General features: G+C 39.4%; 16 protein-coding genes. 10 read left to right on the top strand and 6 right to left on the bottom strand.

The window, feature by feature from the left end:
- Window positions 1-162: 162 nt before the first annotated feature.
- From KDJ85_RS11705 to KDJ85_RS11695, 3 genes are read left to right on the top strand one after another with little or no spacing between them, the layout of a single operon-like run.
- A complete protein-coding gene (locus KDJ85_RS11705; RefSeq protein ID WP_225819832.1) occupies window positions 163-780 on the top strand; it encodes a hypothetical protein in 618 nt (205 codons plus the stop codon).
- A 41-nt stretch (window positions 781-821) separates the two neighbouring features.
- The gene (locus KDJ85_RS11700) at window positions 822-1,514 is read left to right on the top strand and encodes a hypothetical protein (RefSeq protein WP_225819831.1); all 693 of its coding nucleotides are present in this window, start codon (window positions 822-824) and stop codon (window positions 1,512-1,514) included.
- Window positions 1,515-1,527: 13 nt separating this feature from the next.
- Window positions 1,528-3,678, top strand: coding sequence for a hypothetical protein (locus KDJ85_RS11695; protein ID WP_225819830.1), 2,151 nt, complete (start codon window positions 1,528-1,530; stop codon window positions 3,676-3,678).
- 103 nt (window positions 3,679-3,781) lie between these two features.
- Here KDJ85_RS11695 and cdd read toward each other — a convergent pair whose 3' ends face one another.
- From cdd to metG, 4 genes are all read right to left on the bottom strand, one after another.
- Window positions 3,782-4,678 carry a cytidine deaminase gene (gene cdd, locus KDJ85_RS11690; RefSeq protein WP_225819829.1) on the bottom strand — a complete coding sequence of 299 codons (897 nt, stop codon included), beginning with the start codon at window positions 4,676-4,678 and terminating at the stop codon, window positions 3,782-3,784.
- Window positions 4,679-4,882: 204 nt separating this feature from the next.
- Entirely contained in the window at window positions 4,883-5,578 is a 696-nt protein-coding gene (locus KDJ85_RS11685; RefSeq protein ID WP_225819828.1) for a CidB/LrgB family autolysis modulator, read from the bottom strand.
- Window positions 5,578-6,045, bottom strand: coding sequence for a CidA/LrgA family protein (locus KDJ85_RS11680; protein ID WP_225819827.1), 468 nt, complete (start codon window positions 6,043-6,045; stop codon window positions 5,578-5,580). Before KDJ85_RS11680 ends, KDJ85_RS11685 begins: the two co-directional genes overlap by 1 nt.
- Before the next feature lie 146 nt (window positions 6,046-6,191).
- Complete coding sequence (metG, locus tag KDJ85_RS11675; protein WP_225819826.1) at window positions 6,192-8,219, bottom strand: methionine--tRNA ligase; 2,028 nt, start codon at window positions 8,217-8,219, stop codon at window positions 6,192-6,194.
- Between the two features lie 267 nt (window positions 8,220-8,486).
- On the opposite strand from metG, the gene apbC reads away from it, so the two are divergent.
- From apbC to asmA, 6 genes are all read left to right on the top strand, one after another.
- Window positions 8,487-9,599, top strand: coding sequence for an iron-sulfur cluster carrier protein ApbC (gene apbC / locus KDJ85_RS11670; RefSeq protein WP_225819825.1), 1,113 nt, complete (start codon window positions 8,487-8,489; stop codon window positions 9,597-9,599).
- Between the two features lie 196 nt (window positions 9,600-9,795).
- Window positions 9,796-10,356 carry a LemA family protein gene (locus KDJ85_RS11665; protein ID WP_225819824.1) on the top strand — a complete coding sequence of 187 codons (561 nt, stop codon included), beginning with the start codon at window positions 9,796-9,798 and terminating at the stop codon, window positions 10,354-10,356.
- Window positions 10,357-10,441: 85 nt separating this feature from the next.
- Window positions 10,442-11,398: a zinc metalloprotease HtpX gene (htpX, locus tag KDJ85_RS11660; protein WP_225819823.1), complete on the top strand. Its 957-nt coding sequence runs from the start codon at window positions 10,442-10,444 to the stop codon at window positions 11,396-11,398.
- 181 nt (window positions 11,399-11,579) lie between these two features.
- Complete coding sequence (gene udk, locus KDJ85_RS11655; RefSeq protein WP_206085395.1) at window positions 11,580-12,224, top strand: uridine kinase; 645 nt, start codon at window positions 11,580-11,582, stop codon at window positions 12,222-12,224.
- A 38-nt stretch (window positions 12,225-12,262) separates the two neighbouring features.
- Window positions 12,263-12,844 (top strand): dCTP deaminase, encoded by a 582-nt coding sequence (dcd, locus tag KDJ85_RS11650; protein ID WP_206085396.1) that lies wholly within the window; start codon window positions 12,263-12,265, stop codon window positions 12,842-12,844.
- 131 nt (window positions 12,845-12,975) lie between these two features.
- Entirely contained in the window at window positions 12,976-14,814 is a 1,839-nt protein-coding gene (gene asmA / locus KDJ85_RS11645; protein WP_225819822.1) for an outer membrane assembly protein AsmA, read from the top strand.
- 80 nt (window positions 14,815-14,894) lie between these two features.
- Here the strand turns inward: asmA and KDJ85_RS11640 are convergent, their stop codons facing one another.
- Both KDJ85_RS11640 and KDJ85_RS11635 read right to left on the bottom strand, forming a co-directional pair.
- Window positions 14,895-15,458, bottom strand: coding sequence for a hypothetical protein (locus KDJ85_RS11640; protein WP_225819821.1), 564 nt, complete (start codon window positions 15,456-15,458; stop codon window positions 14,895-14,897).
- A 233-nt stretch (window positions 15,459-15,691) separates the two neighbouring features.
- Window positions 15,692-17,275, bottom strand: coding sequence for a TerC family protein (locus tag KDJ85_RS11635; RefSeq protein WP_225819820.1), 1,584 nt, complete (start codon window positions 17,273-17,275; stop codon window positions 15,692-15,694).
- 240 nt (window positions 17,276-17,515) lie between these two features.
- Between KDJ85_RS11635 and gndA the strand changes: the two genes are divergently transcribed.
- Window positions 17,516-18,922, top strand: coding sequence for an NADP-dependent phosphogluconate dehydrogenase (gndA, locus tag KDJ85_RS11630; RefSeq protein WP_225819819.1), 1,407 nt, complete (start codon window positions 17,516-17,518; stop codon window positions 18,920-18,922).
- Window positions 18,923-19,011: the final 89 nt, after the last annotated feature.

The following is a 19,011-nucleotide window of genomic DNA, read 5'->3' as shown; positions in this document are numbered from 1 at the left end:
TGAATTTGTTAATTGATGTTTATCTTTTGTCTAATAAATTAGTTTTTAACTAAATAGCGGTAAAACTATATTTAATAATATCATATATTGCCGCATGTTTTTATTTTTCATAAATTATCAAAGCTGTTATGTCTGAAATTATTTTTAATAAGGAGTGTTAACGTGTTTGGCTTAATTTTAAAATATAAGAAATCGGTGTTATTAACAGTTATTTTCTTCTTAAGTATTTCTAATTATTCAAAGGCCAATTATAGCTCAATAGAAACAATCAGAGCAGTCGACCAATATCTTTATGAGAATAAATATGGCTCACCCATTTTTGGGCGCATAGTGGCAGATTATTTTTATCTGGTAATGAAAGAAAAAGGTAAGCCTATCAATAAAGAGTTAATGGATAAACTACATTATGACCATGCATTAGAAACTCTCACAGTATTAAATAGTAAGCTAATAAAGCAAAGTACTGGGGAAAATGTCTCTCGCGATATGACTTACAAAGAAGCCGATGAGTTACATTATTTAGTCATGTTACGTAATAAAATTCCAGAAGAGGCTTGGGTATTAGGCGTTGTGTTTTCTGTATTAGACGAAAAACAAAAAGAATTCTACTGGCAAAAAATCATGGAAGCGTCAGGCGATAGAGGACAAGAATTATCGGTGATATACAGCTTAATGAAAGTGATGTTGGAAAAAGGAAAAAAAGCAAACGATAAAGAAAAAACCATAGTTAATAAATGGCATAAACGGATGGGTAAAATATTATCTATGGCAAAGTATTGACCATATATATGAATTAACGAATCTTGAGGTATAAGCAAAAGATGCGATTTAATATTTATTTAATATTTCCATTATTATTGTTTTCGTGTGTTATTAATGCAAACAACAGACCTGGGTTTGTATGTGGGAAGTTTAACGGTAATGTTGTTGAAGTTCCTCGGGAATATGTTGACTTTATTGCTGAATATGAGGGGTACAGCTATTTTGATCGTAGAGCAATAAATAATAAAAAAGGATGCGATGCTAATTTTACTGTGTTGCCCTTAAGAATGACATGGCCAGAAATGAAACCTGTCGATAGAATTAAAGCAGACCAAAATAAGGAGGAGATAAAAATAGCGGTAAAGCCATTGACGAATAGCAATGCAACAATGAATAAGTTTAGGGATAATTCGATAAATAATGATTTTTTTGGTAAAAGAAGTGGCGTTTATTATGATGATGAGCTTGATTTGTATTTTATTGAGTATTTAAAAGAAGATGCAATAACTTATAACGGAATAAGTTATTTGGATAGACGGCGTGTTTATTGGTCTGAAGACAAAGATGAAGTTACGAGTATTATAGATTGTAATTGGTTAACTTTAAAAGGGGGGTATTATCGATGTGATATAAATGGACGCATCCCAGAAATTGATGCTTACTTTCAAACGGATATAAAATGGAGCCAAATTCGTCAATGGGAACGTATTTTAGTCAAATCAAAGGAATTTGTAATAAATCACCTTAAATAGAAAAGGACTTTTAATGTTAAATAATACAAGATACAGCGCCAGTAGAATATTTACAAAAGATGATCTTATTACGACTAAAAAACTATTAAGGGAAGATAAAAGCCCAAAGGAAATGTATCAATATTTAGCGAGTAGAGGTGACCGATATGCTCTATTTGCAGGATTAAGGGGGAGTGAATCGGTTTTTTGGGGGAAATATACGCTATACACATCGAGAGGGGAAATATCCTTGGATAAGGAACCGAACAAAATGGAAGAATCTAGGGATATAGATTTTAAATTGGCAAGTGAATATTTAAAACTACTTGAGACTAAGCTCAATGAATCAGGTAGTAAATTTGTTGAAATACTAGATATTGATCACAATGAATTGATGCATATTAACATCAAAGCTTGCTCTGAAAGTAAATTTAATATTGAAGATTGGTATTTATATGCGGTATTTGAATCACTCTCACCAAATGAAAGGCAAGGTTTTTGGACTCATAGGTTAAACTCTAGCACTGAATTAAAAGAACAAATCAATCATCATTATCAAACCTTTGAAATGATGATTAAGAAATATATTTTAGCTGATGGAAGTAAAAAAGAGCTAATAAAACGGTGGTTAAATGATAATTTCTATATTACGCAATACTACCAATTGACTGAATCTAATCTTAACCTTTACAAGGAAGTAATAAATTCTAACTTTGATTTAAAAGGACTTATTGATGGAGTGAATAGGAGTATAAAAAAAGAAGAGGAAACTGTGGGAGATGTAATTCCATGTACATTTCACTATGTAGATCCTGAAAATTTATTAACCCAAGATGCTGCGTTGTTAATGAAAAATGAAAATATATTATTTTGGGAAAGAAAAGAAGAGAAAATAAAATTTTTAATGAATGATGTTAGGGAGAATATTCATAATCGCAGAAAGAAGCGTTCTGCACTATTTGATGTTAATGAACAAAGTCAAATTGAGTTACATATAAAAGATGTACAGTCAGTATGCAAAAAAGTAGAGGAAGATAGAGCTCCTCAAATTTTATATGACTATTTTGAAGCCAATGGCGAGATGTATGGTGTAATTCCAAATGGGCTGGTAAGAGGAGAGTCATATGCAGGGAAAATGGCAACAAATTATTTAATTGAAAGGGCTAGAATGGATAATATTCTATTAAACTCTGATAATTTGAAAAAAGTGCAGGTTACAGTGGCTGCCAATACATGTAAAGTATTACTTAAGAAATTTGCAGATGAAAAAACTGAAGTTCTACGTAGAAGGCTTACAATTGGTGAAGTTAAAAAAATACACAACGATTCATTTAGTGAGTTGAATCTATCTGAAGATTGTTGGACATTATCAATTCCATTAAAAATAATACCTATTGAGAAACACGATAAAATTTATGATGAAATGTTAATAAATTCAGGGAATAACCAAAATGAAGTTGAGTTTGGGCTTTATTTGATGGATGAAATGATGACGGAAATAATAAAAAATCCATCTAAAGAAAAATTTAATTTATTTGTTGAATGGACTAATACTGTATCTACAGTTGATAATATAAAAGAAACAGGATCTGTTTTTGGCGAATATCTTTTAGAAAGAGGGACGACAGTAACAGAATATGTGACTACTAAAGTAAGAGAATTAAAAGAACTTATCCCTATAAGCGATTTGGATATCTACGGGGGAGCGAATTTAAGTTCAGATAAAAAAGCACCAGTGACAAGTAGTGGAATAACGCCAGCTAGCCACCCACTTGAAAATATGCCCTCTATGAAAAACTTACATCATCCTTCTAATACCTCTCAATCTACGGAGTTAAATTTTAGCGGACACGATGTTTCATCGAGTTTTCTAGAAGGTAGAATACAAAGTAATCATCACCTTGAAAATATGCCTTCTATGAAGAATTTATCTAATCCTTCTAATATGTCTCAATCTACTGAATTTAATTTTAGCGGGTATGATGTTTCATCGAGTTTTCTAGAAGGTAGAGTACAAAGCAATCATCATCTTGAAAATATGCTTGGAAACCTTAGTGAAAATATGTCTTCCATGAACTATTCTCTGAACTCTTTTGGTAATGATTTTAGAGTGCCACAAACACCAAGCATTCCTGACTTTAGCTACGGTGGTTACGGTAGTTCTTCATCCAGATTTTCGTTCTAATCGGTATTCATACACCATTATTATTCAATAAAAAAACGGCGGTTATTGAAATTGAGAAACAACCTTAATAACCACCGCCTTAATCTTTGATACTTAATATGATTTAAATAGGTTCATCCAAATAAACTAATTCTACCTTTTGGCAACCCAAAGCCTGTAGCGTATTTTCAGTGGTACACCATTGTTTGACGATGGCATCTTGCTTTTCAACCAGTTTAGCGTGCTCAATGGCATGTATATCTTTGCCTGCAAGGTTAATCATAATTAATGCCGCTTGCAGTGGCGGTAAGCTTGGGTTGAATGCCGCATTTTCAGCGTAGCGCCCTGTAAACAGTGAGCCATCTTTAAGCTGCACAGCAATACCTGAATGGGATTGACTATAAGGTGCATGGGACTGATTCGCTGCCTCAATAGCCGCACTTAACAGTCTGTCACGGCTTTCATTTTGATAACCATGCTGGACAGAATCAAGCAATAGTGTCGTAATATTTAAATCGGCTGGGCCAAATGAATCAGGTAAATAATGGTGTAGTACCGCTGGCTCACGGCCCGGTAAATGCACCATAATTTTACCGCCTTCGCGTAATTCATTCATAAATTGGCGGCAATGGCCACATGGGGTGTAATTCACAGTGATTGACGTAATTTGCTTTTCGCCCTTCATCCACGAATGGGTGATCGCACATTGCTCAGCGTGGATCACTTGCCCCATCGAAACATGGCTAAATTCCATATTGGCGCCGAAATATAAATTACCGCTGGCACCGCAAGCGATTGCACCAACGTGGAAATGGGAGATTGGCGTAACGGCATAGGCCGCTGCAAAAGGGAGTAGTGAGAATGCTAATTCTGAGTCGCTAACACCGCTTTGCACTTTAATGTGCTTCACTTGCTCAGCCGTTAGCATTCCAGGAAAATCGGATTTATCAATGATAGGTCTAAGTACAGACTGTAGCTTCTCTGGAAGCTCGGCCCAAGCGGCCTTAAATCTTGAATGCATGAGTTACCCTCCCTATTTAATTATTTTCATTCTATTCAATAAAGCACACATTGATATGTGATTTAAATCACTAATTTAAATGAAACATATGAAACAAATTCTTTAATTGAGAGATATATCTCATGTTTTTAGTGTTCAATGATAAGTAAGAGAATATCGTTTTCTCTTACTCATCATATTTAATGGGGTGTGTAACTAATAAGATTAGCTAAAAAGATGCAAAATGACAGGAAATATAAATGGCGCACTTAACGAGGTGATCACCCCGCAGGTCATCAATGCGAGTGAACTATAAGCCCCCTCAATGTAATTAACTTCAGCGCAACGTGCGGTGCCTAATGCGTGGGAAGCCGTTCCCATCGCAAGCCCACGAGACGCATGGGTGCGTACACGTAAAGCATCAAATAAACTGTGGCCAAACATTGCGCCTAAAATCCCTACAAACAATACACAAGCGGCACTAATGGCAGGGATCCCACCAATTGAATCGGCAACTGCCATCGCAATTGGCGTCGTAACAGATTTCGGTAATATTGAGGCGGCAATATCGGGGGTTGCCCCTAGCCAAAATGCAATTGCTGCGCCACTGAACATCGCGACGATGCTACCCGCAAAGCAGATACTAAACAAAGATTTCCATTGGGCACGAATTTGGTGCATTTGCTCATACAGAGGGAAAGCCAATGCCACAACAGCGGGTTGCAGTAAATCATTCAGGATTTTACTGCCTGCAAAATAATGCTCATAGGATGTATTGGTGATAACCAATATGGCAATAAGCACTGCAATGGTAATTAATAATGGGTTTAATATTGGTAATTTAAATTTCACTGATAATTTGCGAGCAAGGTAAAACACCATAATTGTCAGCGGTAACGACCACCAAATGTGCATTAACATTATTCGTTCCCCTTAGTTTTATCATTATTAATCACCGAAGAAATTGGCTCTTCAGGAGGAAGGGGAACTTCATCAGGTTTAGCACCCACGACAGGGCGTTCTTTGTGGATATAGTTGGAGCTGATAGCGACGACTATCATCACAATTAAGGTACTGACCACACAAGAAACCACAATCGGGAGCAGCTGTTGACTCAGTAAGTCATAATAGTTCATGATCCCTACACCGATAGGTACAAATAGAATGGTCATATTTTTCAATAAAATACTGCATCCAGGTTGTGCCCAATGCGCAGGAATAATTTGTAGCGCCAGCAGTGCAAATAAAATAAGCATGCCGACAATACTGCCAGGGATAGCAAAAGGAAGTAGGGTAGAGATAAGGTTTCCGACAATCAGGCAGAGGTAAAGTATTGCGAAAGCGCGCAAATACTGCCATCCCGTTATCAGTACCTGTTTAAATGACATGAGATCCGTCCTGTAGCTTGATATCTATTCATCATACAATTAACTTGATAATTGTGCTACCGATCACAATAAAAAGCTAATAAAAAAGTGGAGAGTTTTCGCTCTCCACTTTCACAGGCTTAAAAGACCGCTATAACAAGTTAGTGTTACTTAACTTGCATGCCTGGTTGTGCGCCGCTATCAGGGCTGAGCAGATAAATGTCTTTGCCACCAGGGCCTGCTGCCATGACCATACCTTCGGAAATACCAAAGCGCATTTTACGTGGTGCTAGGTTTGCGACCATCACCGTTAAACGGCCTTCTAATGCTTTCGGGTCTGGGTATGCAGAGCGAATGCCTGAGAACACTTGGCGCGTTTCACCACCGATATCTAACTGTAATTTCAGTAGTTTGTCTGAACCCTCAACAAAATCAGCCTGTTTGATTAGCGCAATTCGCAGATCGATTTTCGCAAAATCATCAAAGGTGATCGTATCTTGAATTGGGTCATCCGCCAGTGGGCCAGTGACTTGCTGGATTGGCTTGATGCTCTCTTTTGATGCTTCAACCATTGCATCGACTTTTGTCATTTCAATGCGGTTAAATAGCGCTTTGAAAGGAGCAACACTGTGGTCAAGCAATGGTGTGTTAATCGCATCCCAAGACAGTTCAGTATTTAAGAACGCTTCCGCACGTTTGGTCAGACCCGGTAAAACAGGTTTCAGATAAGTCATCAATATACGGAACAGGTTAATCCCCATTGAGCAGATATCTTGCAACTCTTGGTCTTTGCCTTCTTGTTTAGCAACTACCCAAGGGGCTTTTTCATCAACATAACGGTTAGCGATATCAGCTAATGCCATGATTTCGCGGATCGCTTTGTTGTATTCACGATTGCTATAATCTTCACCAATGACTTTTGCCGCATCAACAAACTGTTGATATAGCTCAGGCTCTGCTAAGTTTGCAGATAATTTTCCATCGAAGCGTTTAGCAATAAAGCCTGCGTTACGCGAAGCTAAGTTAACCACTTTGTTCACGATATCGCTGTTGACACGCTGAACGAAATCTTCAAGGTTTAAATCGATATCATCGATACGAGAAGACAGTTTTGCCGCGTAGTAATAACGTAAGCAGTCTGCGTCTAAATGGTCTAAATATGAACGCGCAGTGATAAAGGTACCACGTGATTTAGACATTTTCGCGCCATTAACCGTAACATAACCATGGACAAATAGGTTAGTTGGCTTACGGTATTGGCTACCTTCTAGCATCGCAGGCCAGAACAGGCTGTGGAAATAGACGATATCTTTCCCGATAAAGTGGTAAAGATCTGTTTTCGAATCTTTATTCCAGAATTCATCGAAACTTAGGTCACCGTGTTTGTCGCACAGGTTTTTAAATGACCCCATGTAACCAATTGGTGCATCTAACCAGACATAGAAATATTTGCCTGGTGCATCTGGGATTTCAAAGCCGAAATACGGTGCATCGCGGGTAATATCCCACTGTTGCAGACCTGATTCGAACCATTCTTGCATTTTGTTCGCGACTTGTTCTTGCAGCGCACCCGAGCGAGTCCATGCTTGCAGCATGTCGCTAAATGCAGGTAAATCAAAGAAAAAGTGTTCTGAATCACGCATGACAGGCGTTGCACCAGAGATGACTGAACGCGGGTTGATTAATTCTGTTGGGCTGTAGGTTGCGCTACACACCTCACAGTTATCACCGTATTGGTCTTCTGCTTTACATTTCGGGCAAGTGCCTTTAACGAAGCGGTCTGGTAAGAACATGCCTTTTTCTGGGTCGAAAAGCTGAGAAATAGTGCGGTTTTTAATAAAACCGTTATTTTTCAGTTTCCCATAAATCAGTTCTGATAATGCTTTATTTTCTTCACTGTGTGTCGAGTGATAGTTATCATAGCTAATGGAAAAACCCGCAAAATCGTTCTGATGTTCTTGGCTCACTTCAGCAATCATGGCTTCAGGCGTGACACCTAGCTGCTGTGCTTTAAGCATGATTGGGGTTCCGTGCGCATCGTCAGCACAGATAAAATGAACCTCTTTGCCGCGCATTCGCTGATAACGGACCCAAATATCAGCCTGAATGTGTTCCAGGATATGACCAAGATGGATTGAACCGTTAGCATAGGGTAACGCACAGGTTACCAGTAATTTATTCGCGACTTGAGACATAGTAACTTTCTTACTTCCATTATTTGAAAAGGGTCTTTGATGTTAACCGATCAAAACCATCGCTGCTAGGGGTATAAAAGATTAATTGGAAATTTGTTGGAAAAAGAAATTTTCGCCTCTTCTTGGCTTTTCCTGCGCTTGGCAATCACTATTTTTTGTGTTCTCTGTTATGATTAACCTCAGTCAAAGTATATCCGTCTAATCTCAGGTAGATTATCGAGTTATATAGGATATCTATAGTTCAAAAATATAAATAAAGGAGCCGGGATGAACGATAAATCCCCCGAGCAGAACAAACCAGAACTGCTGACTGAACAAGTCTCCAAAGTTTTGGCTTCATTTACACACCCAACGCTGCAACGTAATCTGATTTCCATCAAAGCGTTACATCATTGTGCAATGTTGGACAATGTGCTGCACGTCGAATTAGTCATGCCATTTGTTTGGAAAGGGCCTTTCCAAACGCTGATTAGCGAAAAAACGGCAGAACTGAAGCAGTTAACTGGCGCTCATGCGGTTGAGTGGAAACTGCGTCACGATGTGACAACGCTAAAACGCGCGAATGATTTGCCCGGTATTAATGGCGTGCGCAATATTCTGGCGGTGAGCTCAGGTAAAGGTGGTGTAGGGAAATCCAGCACTTCCGTCAACCTCGCTTTAGCGTTAGCGCAAGAAGGGGCTAAGGTCGGCATTCTGGATGCGGACATTTATGGCCCGTCTATCCCAAATATGTTAGGTACGACATTAGAGCGCCCAACGTCACCAGATGGTCAGCACATGGCGCCAATTATGGCGTATGGTTTAGCGACGAACTCAATCGGTTATTTAGTCACTGACGATAACGCAATGGTATGGCGTGGTCCAATGGCAAGTAAGGCGTTAATGCAAATGCTGCAAGATACCTTATGGCCAGATTTAGACTATTTAGTTATCGATATGCCACCAGGAACTGGTGATATCCAATTAACTCTGTCACAGAACATCCCTGTAACAGGTGCAGTTGTGGTGACAACGCCACAAGATATCGCACTGGTTGATGCCATGAAAGGTATCGTGATGTTTAAGAAAGTGAATGTGCCAGTGTTAGGCGTGGTAGAAAATATGAGCGCACATATTTGTAGTAACTGTGGCCATGTTGAGCCAATTTTTGGTACTGGTGGTGCAGAAAAACTGGCTGAAAAATATAACACGAAACTGTTAGGCCAAGTTCCGCTACATATTTCTCTGCGTGAAGACCTCGACCGCGGTCAACCAACTGTTATGCGTGATCCTGAAGGTGAGTTTGCGGATATCTACCGTGAAATCGCATCAGGCATTTCAGCATTAATGTATTGGGAAGGGGATAAAATCCCAACGGAAATTTCATTCCGCGCGGTGTAGTTCACCGTAATCTAATAGAGGCTATTTAGTGTTTAACATTAAATAGCCTTTTTTATTTGTATTGCTTTCTAATCTAACTAACTTTCCCTTTTTCTGATTTATCTGTGGATTGTTTCTATATTGGGAAAGGATAGCGTAGAATAAAGCGATATTGTTGATGAATTCTTTTCCTATGGGCATGCCCTAAAAGGTGATTATGAAATTTTTAATTTTTATTGTCGTCGTGGTGCTGATCGTTTTTTATTTTTATAACCGTATCGTGGCATTACGTGAAGCAGTAGTTTCCAGCGAAACTGAAATTTCAGTTCAATTAGACAGACGCGGAAAAGTGTTTGATAGCTTACTTGCGACGGTGAAAAAATATTTAAGCCACGAAACGGAAGTATTTAGTAAAATTACTGAATTGCGTACTCAGGCACAAAATGCAACAGGTGATAAAGCACGTGAAGCGGAAGATGCCTTATCTAAAATGGTAAGCAGCGGTGCGATTAATGTCGCAGTTGAAGCCTACCCAGAGCTGAAATCTGATGCAATCATGGCTAACTTGCAAGAGGAAATTGTTTCTTCAGAAAATAAGCTGTCATTTGCAAAACGCGGTTATAACCGTTCATTAGAAACCTATAATGCGTATATTGCATCAATGCCTGCTGCACTTATTGTTGGCATTATTCCCAGCTTAAAAATATCGAAAGAATACTGGCGTCTTGATGAAGAGACGATTAAGTCTGAAGAATCACGTCGCATTAATTTTGACTAATTATCGATTCATTGCCATTTGGACAAATTATCGGAACAGCTTAGGACGTTCCGATAATTATCTGTGATAGAAAGCAGGGTATTTTATGGATTTTCGTAACGTCATACGTAAAAATAATATTCGGACTCGTTTTGTCGTGATGAGCTATGTTTTTATTATGCTTATCATTGGGTTATTAGCGGATATTGCAACGCATCCAAATGAACAGTTAGATTTGTTTGATAATGCAATAGAGTTTGTGACGTTAAAAGAAATGCCAATTGCGACATTTATCGTTTTAGGTTTGACATTCCTCGGGTTGGTTTATATTCATTTCCGTGGCCATAAAATGATGTTAGCAGGGATGAATGCGAAAGAAATTAACCCTGAAACTGCCAACAGTTCAGAAGAAAAACAGCTATTTAATATTATTGAAGAGCTGAGTTTAAGTGCGAGTTTAGGTTATATTCCTCGTTTATATATTTTAGAAAGTGATGAACCAAATGCATTTGCCGCAGGCTGGAATAGCAGTAATGTGCTGGTTGGGGTAACGCGAGGGTTACTACAAACGCTGAACCGCCAAGAAGTACAAGCAGTTCTGGCACATGAAGTCGGCCATATTATACATGGTGACTCGAAGCTGACTTTGTATGTGGGTATTTTAGCGAACGTGATTTTAACGATAACCAATGTATTTAGTCAGATTTTTATTCGTACCGCAGGGCGAAGCCGTAATAATGCGGCCAATAAAGCCCAAATGATTTTATTGGTGTTGAATTTTGTGTTGCCGTGGATCACGCAAATTCTGTATTTTTATTTGTCCCGTACCCGTGAGTATATGGCGGATGCGGCAGCGGTTGATCTTACCTCTGATAACCAAGCGATGATCAGCGCGCTGAAAAAAATATCGGGTAAGCATGAAACCCACGAATATGATGAGAGCAGTACAGGGCAGGCTTACCGTAAAGCGGCTTATATTTTTAATAAGGGGGATTCTGTTTTTTCCACTCACCCGTCTATTGAAAATCGCATTGCCGTTTTAGAAGGTAAAAAGCAGTTTTAGCCACATAAATTAAAGGGCTAATTAACAATTCGCCGTTTTTCAGCAAATATTGGCGTTTTTTTTAGCGAACTTTGCCGAGGGACGCTGGAACAACACGTCATTACCCCCTATAATTCCGCCAACGTAACATTTTGATGTTATGTATTTTCATTTCTAAAATATTTAACCAGGTTATCATTTTATGACTGACATAGCGCATCACTGTACCATTGTAGGTATATCGGGAGCCTCTGCATCTGGCAAAAGCTTAATTGCAAGCACTCTATATCGTGAATTACGAGAAAAGGTTGGTGATCATAATATCGGTGTTATTCCAGAGGACTGTTATTATAAAGACCAAGCAGATGTACCGATGGAAGAACGACTTAAAGTGAACTATGACCATCCTAATTCAATGGATCACAGTTTGCTTTATGAACACCTCAGATCGCTAAAAAGTGGTCAAGCAGTAGAAATTCCGCAATACGACTATGTCGCTCACACTCGCAAAGAAAAAACCATTACATTCAAACCTAAAAAAGTCATTATCATTGAAGGCATTTTATTGTTAACCGATAAACGCTTACGTGGTGAAATGGATTTTTCGATTTTTGTTGATACACCACTCGATATTTGCTTGATGCGTCGCATTAAACGTGATGTAAATGAACGAGGCAGAACATTAGATTCCGTGATTGACCAATACAATAAAACGGTTCGTCCAATGTTTTTGCAGTTTATTGAGCCATCGAAGCAGTATGCCGATATTATTGTGCCTCGTGGCGGGAAGAACCGTGTGGCAATTGATATCTTAAAAGCGAAGATCGGGGAATTTTGCCAAGAGTAATCAAGGTAAAAACTAACATTATGAAGGGGGAAACAGCCATGCGTCTTTGTGACCGCGATATTATTCAATGGATGGATGATGGTAAATTAGTCATTAGCCCGCGCCCACCTGTTGAACGGATCAATGGTGCGACCGCAGATGTCCGTTTAGGAAATCAGTTCCGTGTTTTTCGTGGACATACCGCGGCATTTATTGATCTAAGTGGCCCAAAAGATGAAGTGAATGCCGCGCTGGATCGTGTGATGAGTGATGAGATCGTGCTGAGTGAAGACGAGCCATTTTTCTTACATCCAGGGGAATTAGCGCTTGCAGTGACGCTGGAGTCTGTTACGCTCCCTGATAACCTTGTGGGTTGGCTTGATGGTCGCTCATCACTGGCTCGATTGGGCTTGATGGTGCATGTTACTGCACATCGTATTGACCCAGGGTGGAAGGGGCAAATCGTGCTAGAATTTTATAATTCAGGTAAATTACCCTTAGCATTACGCCCTGGCATGGTTATTGGGGCGCTAAGCTTTGAGCCGTTATCAGGCAGTGCAGATCGCCCTTATAATAGTCGCCAAGACGCAAAATATAAAAACCAACAAGGGGCAGTTGGTAGCCGTATCAGCGAAGACTGATACTCGCTAAACTTCGCGGAAATTGTGTTATTAATGGATTTTAATGGCGCAATTTTCGCCCATTTTCAGGGAAAGTAATGGTGTGAGTTCACGTTGGTGATTGTCGCAGGTAGAGTTTAAGAGAGGGAAGCATGAAACGTTTTTTAACGACACTGATTATTTTACTTGTCGTCATTGTTGCGGGTCTGACAACATTAGTGATGTTGGTAAATCCGAATGATTTTCGCCATTATATTGTCGAGCAAGTAGAGAAAAAAAGTGGTTATCAGCTGGAATTTAATGGGGATATGCGTTGGCATGTTTGGCCAACATTGAGCATTATCACCGGTCCCGTCTCTTTAACTGCACCAAATGCATCCAAACCTGCCTTGAGCGCTGAAAACATGCGCTTAGATGTTGAACTGTGGCCTTTGATTTCCCACCGTTTGTCTGTTGAACAAATTGTGATTGATGGTGCTGTGATCCGCAAAACGCCAGAAAGTGAGCCTCAAGCACACAGTAGCGACCCGATTGCACCTGGGGGCTCAACCTCTCAGACTCCCCCTATTGATAAGAATAACTGGTTGTTAGATATTGAAAAAGTTGATATTTCTAACAGTTTAGTGATTTGGCAAACACCAAAAGATGAATTTAACCTCCGCAATATTAATCTGTCGCTGAAAAAAAATAATAACAAACAAGTAGCGGTAAAGTTCAGCGGTAATCTAAATAAAAATCAACAAGAATTTGTGTTCGATACTCGAGCAGATTTTGATTTATCAGCGATAAATCAAAAAATTAGTGGTCAATTAACGCAGTTTGATTATTCACTTAGTGGTGTAGATTTACCTGAAAATGGCATTTCTGGGCAAATTACCACAGATTTTCTATATACCAAAGGGCAACAATCTAACGCGACTTTGACCAACCTATCGATTAAAGCCAATGAAAGCCTGTTAACAGGGAATATTCGTGTAAAACTGAGTGATATCCCACAGCTGGCTGTTGAATTAGCGTCTGAAAAGTTAGATTTAGATAGTTTATTGGGGACGGTAGTGACAGCTTCGGCTTCTGAGGTGGAAACCAATAATAACCGCGTTGGGGTCAAGCCTGTTATTTCGGGGGCAAATACGCAACGATATGATTTATCAGGTTTAAAATCATTCACGGCTAACGTTGACTTATCGGTAGGGAATTTAATTTACCGTGGAATGTCTGTAACTGATGTGGTGATTAGTGCCCAAAATCAAACCCCACGTTTAACGGTTTCTAAGTTACAAGGAAAAGCGTTTGGTGGTGAGTTTTCATTACCTGTTACTCTAAATTATAGCGTAACCCCCGTTACTGTTTCAGCAAAACCTGACTTTAAAAACATCGATTCAGCACCGTTGTTAAAAGCCTTCGATATGCCGCAAAAACTGAGTGGTATTATCTCCCTCAATGGGGCGTTATCAGGTGTCGGTTATGATGATTATGCAGTGAAGAACCAATGGCAAGGGCCTGTTAACTTTGAACTGAGAAATGCGAAATTACATGGGTTGAATATTCCACAATTAATTCAGCAATCAGTTTCCCGTGTGACGAATAAAATTAATGCGCCTGTGAATTCAGGGAATTATACAGAAGTTGAATTATTCACAGTTAAAGGCTATTTAAACAAAGGCAATATGAGCATTTCATCAATGAATGCGAAGTCTTCTTTAGTGAATATTAATGGACAAGGTCGCGTAAATATTCCAAATGAAACGATTGATGTGAATTTGGGCGTGAATATTTTTGGCGGATGGGCGGGGGATTCTCGTCTTGTGCAGCAATTGCAAGGGATGACTATTCCGCTGCGTATTTATGGTAATTGGCATAGCTTGCAATATCAGCTAGATGTAGAGAAATTACTGCGTAGTGAATTACGTACACAGGCCAAAGAGGCTATTGGTAACTTTTTGAAAAAAGAAGAGAATAAAGGGCTTAATGAGTTATTGAATGCATTGTAGAAGAAAATGCATTTATATTATAGAACAACCCCCTAGAGTTGGATTCCAACTTTAGGGGAGCTAAATAAATCTTAGAAAAGTCATCTATTATTCAAAGTATTACTGTAATCGGTTCTTTTAATAGCTCTTTCATTTGATTCTTGCATACGCTGGTTTTTTTCTACTTCAGGCTGTTTTGTTAGTTGATTATTTTTAATATTACTTTTAATTACTTCTGTTTCCATATTCTCAATTTTCTTTGTTAGCTTGTCTAGCGTAGTGCTTTTGCTAGCATTATGCTTATAAGAGCTTATAGAAAATGCGTTAGTTTTATAGTTAATGATTTGTGCTTTTAGGCGATCTAAACCTTCCTGCATATTCCTAGATTCGTTTTGATCTGGTCTTCTGCTTGCGTTACTGTCATTCGCTTTATCTAAAAAGTCTTTCGCATCTTTAATTACGCTATCTATTTGTTTTGATAATATTTTTAAGTCTTTGGTTACCACTGTTTTTGTGGTGACTTTGCTATTATCTTCTATTTTTGGTAAATGATTTGATAAGTTTTTAATAGTACCAATGACTTGTGCCATATTAGATTGATTTTTATGGCTATTAATGTAATTAATTGCTGGTTGATGTGATACGATATTTTGGTTGACTTTCATTGCTATATTCCACCTGTGATTGGGTTATCTTTGACTATTAAAATTATGTATGAATGAAAGTATTTTTCTTTAATAAAGCGATGCTCTATTTATCATTAATAAGCAAATTATTTTTAGATTTTTCAAAAAGGTTGTTCTTATATGTTCTATATAGAACATATAGATTTACTTATTGATATAAAAAAAATACCGACTCAAAGAGCCGGTATTTATCATTAGTTCAGAGCCAAAGATTAATCATCTTCATATTCATAACCATCCCCTTCACGGGCGGGTGGTGTGATTAATACTTTATTGACGCGGTGACTATTCACTTCCAATGGTTGGAATATGCAGCCATTAATGGTGACTTGTTCGCCCACTTCTGGAACACGTTGTAAATGCTCCATTAAAAGACCTGCAATGGTTTCGTATTCACGTTTGTCATCTAATTCCATCGGTACAAACATGATCAAGTCTTCCAGTGGCATAAAGCCATTGGCAATCCATGTACCATCATCAAGCTTCTGAATATCATGACGTGAATCATTCTCCTCATCACCAACAGGTAAGTTACCTGCGATAGTTTCCATCACGTCGGTCAATGTCACGATACCTTCAATTGAACCAAACTCATCAACCACAAAAGCAAAGTGAGTATGTGCTTTACGGAATTGTTCAAGGGCTTTGAGCAGTGATAGACCTTCTGGGAAAATCAGCGGTTGAGTGATTAATGCACGTAAATCCAGTGGGTTACCATTTAGTTGCTGTTTCACTAAATCCATCACATGTACAACACCGACAGGCTCATCACTAATCGTTTCATCAATCACCACAAGGCGCGAGTGTGGGTTTTTCTCCATCAATTGCAACAAATCGCTAGAAGATTTATTGATATCAAGATAGTCCACATCGTGGCGTGAGGTCATGATACTTTCAACGTTACGTTGCGCCATCCCTAACACTCGAGCAATCATTAAACGCTCTTGTGGGTCGAAGACAGATTTATTATCTGCGATAAGATCTGAGGTGTGAGGGTCTAATTCTCCACGCTCTGAATTACCACTTAATATGCGCAACACAGCTTCTGCTGTACGTTCACGCAGTGGGCGCGTCCCCGTTAGGAATTTACGGCGGTTAAATTGCGCGAATTGGTTTAGCACCTCAATCATAATGGAGAAGCCGATAGCGGCGTACAAGTAGCCTTTCGGAATGGCGTAGCCAAAACCTTCTGCCACAAGACTGAAGCCAATCATCAATAAGAAGCTTAAACACAGTATGACAATAGTAGGGTGGTTGTTCACAAAGCTGGTCAGTGGTTTACTTGCCCAGATCATCAGCAACATGGCAATCGTGACCGCCGCAATCATTACGCCGATATGGTCAACCATACCGACAGCGGTGATGACAGAGTCAAGAGAGAACACGGCATCAAGAACAATAATTTGTGCAACAACAGCCCAGAAATTCGATGTCTTTCTTTGGGTATTTGCGTGTTCGTCTTTCCCTTCTAGCCGCTCATTGAGTTCCATTGTTGCTTTAAACAACAGGAACAGTCCCCCAATTAACATAATTAAGTCCCGAGCACTAAAAGGATGCTCGAACAATGTGATTATCGGTTTTGTGAGGGTAATGAGCCATGACAGGCTGAATAGAAGCACAACACGCATAACTAAGGCTAATAAAAGTCCAGTTACACGGGCTCTATCACGCAGCTTTGGCGGGAGCTTATCTGCCAGAATGGCAATGAAGACGAGGTTATCAATACCAAGAACGATTTCTAGAACGATTAGGGTAGCGAGGCCCGCCCAAATCGAAGGATCTGCGATCCATTCCATACAGTTTGTTTTACCTTCTGATATGACGGCTTATACCGACTGAAGAATAATGCGGTTTGTTGAAAGAAATATCAATAAAAATCCACATTAGTTGGATAATTCTTGACAAAAAAAGGGGGAATACGTCATCGATTGCATCAATAACTACCATGCGAAACAATCCTAGGTTAATATGTGATCCCGTTAACAGAATGTCAGCACATTGAGGCTGACTTGGTCCTAATCAGACAGGAGTTGTTCATGTCAAAGCAGCAGATTGGTGTTGTCGGAATGGCTGTCATGGGGCGTAACCTTGCGCTCAACATTGAAAGCCGTGGTTACTCAGTGTCTATCTTTAACCGTTCTAAAGATAAAACAGACGAAGTAATTGCCGAAAATCCAGGGAAAAACCTCGTTCCCAACTATACAATTGAAGAGTTTGTTGACTCTCTGGAAAAACCACGCCGCATCTTATTGATGGTTAAAGCGGGTGAAGCAACGGACAAAACAATTGCCTCGCTGACTCCTCATCTGGACAAGGGTGATATCCTTATCGACGGTGGTAACACGTTATTTACGGACACAATCCGTCGTAACCGTGAATTATCTGCACAAGGTTTTAACTTCATCGGAACAGGTGTTTCTGGTGGCGAAGAAGGCGCATTAAAAGGCCCTTCAATTATGCCTGGTGGTCAAAAAGAAGCTTACGAATTGGTTGCGCCAATCTTAAAAGAAATCGCAGCGAAAGCAGAAGGCGAACCATGTGTGGCTTATATGGGGCCAGACGGGGCAGGCCATTATGTTAAAATGGTACATAACGGTATCGAATACGGTGACATGCAATTAATCGCTGAAGCCTATTCATTATTAAAAGGTTCATTGAATCTGAGTAATGAAGAGCTGGCAGGCACCTTTGCAGAGTGGAACAAAGGTGAATTGAGCAGCTACCTGATTGAAATTACCGCGGATATCTTCAAGAAGAAAGATGAAGACGGTAAGTACCTTGTTGACGTGATTTTAGATGAAGCAGCAAACAAAGGTACAGGTAAATGGACGAGCCAAAGTGCGCTGGATTTAGGCATTCCTCTGACATTAATCACGGAGTCTGTTTTCGCTCGTTATATTTCTTTCTTAAAAGACCAACGTGTTGCAGCGTCTAAAGTCTTAACAGGCCCAGTCTTAAAGCCTGTTGACGGTGATAAAAATGCGTTTGTTGAGAAAGTGCGCCGTGCGTTGTATTTAGGTAAAATTGTTTCTTATGCGCAAGGCTTCCAACAGCTAAAAGCAGCATCTGATGAATACAACTGGGATCTAAACTACGGTGAAATTGCGAAAATTTTCCGTGCAGGATGTATTATTCGTGCGCAATTCTTGCAGAAAATCACGGATGCCTACAACCAAGATGCGAAAATTGCTAACTTACTGTTAGCGCCATATTTCAAACAAATCGCGGACGAATATCAACAAGCACTGCGTGATGTTGTCTGTTACGGCGTGCAAAATGGCATTCCAACACCAACATTCTCTGCGGCAATCTCCTATTACGATAGCTACCGTTCAGCGGTATTGCCTGCAAACTTAATCCAAGCGCAGCGTGACTACTTCGGTGCTCACACTTATAAACGTACGGATAAAGACGGTGTATTCCACACTGAGTGGATGGAATAATTACAACATCATCCTTTACCGATGATGCAAAAGGCGCTAAATTTAGCGCCTTTTTTACCTTTCAAGGATAGAAAAAAGCCGCATCAAGA

Origin of the sequence: Providencia vermicola (genome assembly GCF_020381325.1) — a bacterium.
GTDB classification, from domain to species: Bacteria; Pseudomonadota; Gammaproteobacteria; order Enterobacterales; family Enterobacteriaceae; genus Providencia; species Providencia vermicola.
This window is presented reverse-complemented; position numbering and strand designations above follow the sequence as displayed.

What these genes read in the sequence shown, in the direction of transcription:
- KDJ85_RS11700 (WP_225819831.1), top strand. Translation starts at nt 822, where the DNA reads ATGCGATTTAATATTTATTTAATATTTCCATTATTATTGTTTTCGTGT.
- KDJ85_RS11695 (WP_225819830.1), top strand. Translation starts at nt 1,528, where the DNA reads ATGTTAAATAATACAAGATACAGCGCCAGTAGAATATTTACAAAAGAT.
- cdd (WP_225819829.1), bottom strand. Translation starts at nt 4,678, where the DNA reads ATGCATTCAAGATTTAAGGCCGCTTGGGCCGAGCTTCCAGAGAAGCTA.
- KDJ85_RS11685 (WP_225819828.1), bottom strand. Translation starts at nt 5,578, where the DNA reads ATGTTAATGCACATTTGGTGGTCGTTACCGCTGACAATTATGGTGTTT.
- KDJ85_RS11680 (WP_225819827.1), bottom strand. Translation starts at nt 6,045, where the DNA reads ATGTCATTTAAACAGGTACTGATAACGGGATGGCAGTATTTGCGCGCT.
- metG (WP_225819826.1), bottom strand. Translation starts at nt 8,219, where the DNA reads ATGTCTCAAGTCGCGAATAAATTACTGGTAACCTGTGCGTTACCCTAT.
- apbC (WP_225819825.1), top strand. Translation starts at nt 8,487, where the DNA reads ATGAACGATAAATCCCCCGAGCAGAACAAACCAGAACTGCTGACTGAA.
- KDJ85_RS11665 (WP_225819824.1), top strand. Translation starts at nt 9,796, where the DNA reads ATGAAATTTTTAATTTTTATTGTCGTCGTGGTGCTGATCGTTTTTTAT.
- htpX (WP_225819823.1), top strand. Translation starts at nt 10,442, where the DNA reads ATGGATTTTCGTAACGTCATACGTAAAAATAATATTCGGACTCGTTTT.
- udk (WP_206085395.1), top strand. Translation starts at nt 11,580, where the DNA reads ATGACTGACATAGCGCATCACTGTACCATTGTAGGTATATCGGGAGCC.
- dcd (WP_206085396.1), top strand. Translation starts at nt 12,263, where the DNA reads ATGCGTCTTTGTGACCGCGATATTATTCAATGGATGGATGATGGTAAA.
- asmA (WP_225819822.1), top strand. Translation starts at nt 12,976, where the DNA reads ATGAAACGTTTTTTAACGACACTGATTATTTTACTTGTCGTCATTGTT.
- KDJ85_RS11640 (WP_225819821.1), bottom strand. Translation starts at nt 15,458, where the DNA reads ATGAAAGTCAACCAAAATATCGTATCACATCAACCAGCAATTAATTAC.
- KDJ85_RS11635 (WP_225819820.1), bottom strand. Translation starts at nt 17,275, where the DNA reads ATGGAATGGATCGCAGATCCTTCGATTTGGGCGGGCCTCGCTACCCTA.
- gndA (WP_225819819.1), top strand. Translation starts at nt 17,516, where the DNA reads ATGTCAAAGCAGCAGATTGGTGTTGTCGGAATGGCTGTCATGGGGCGT.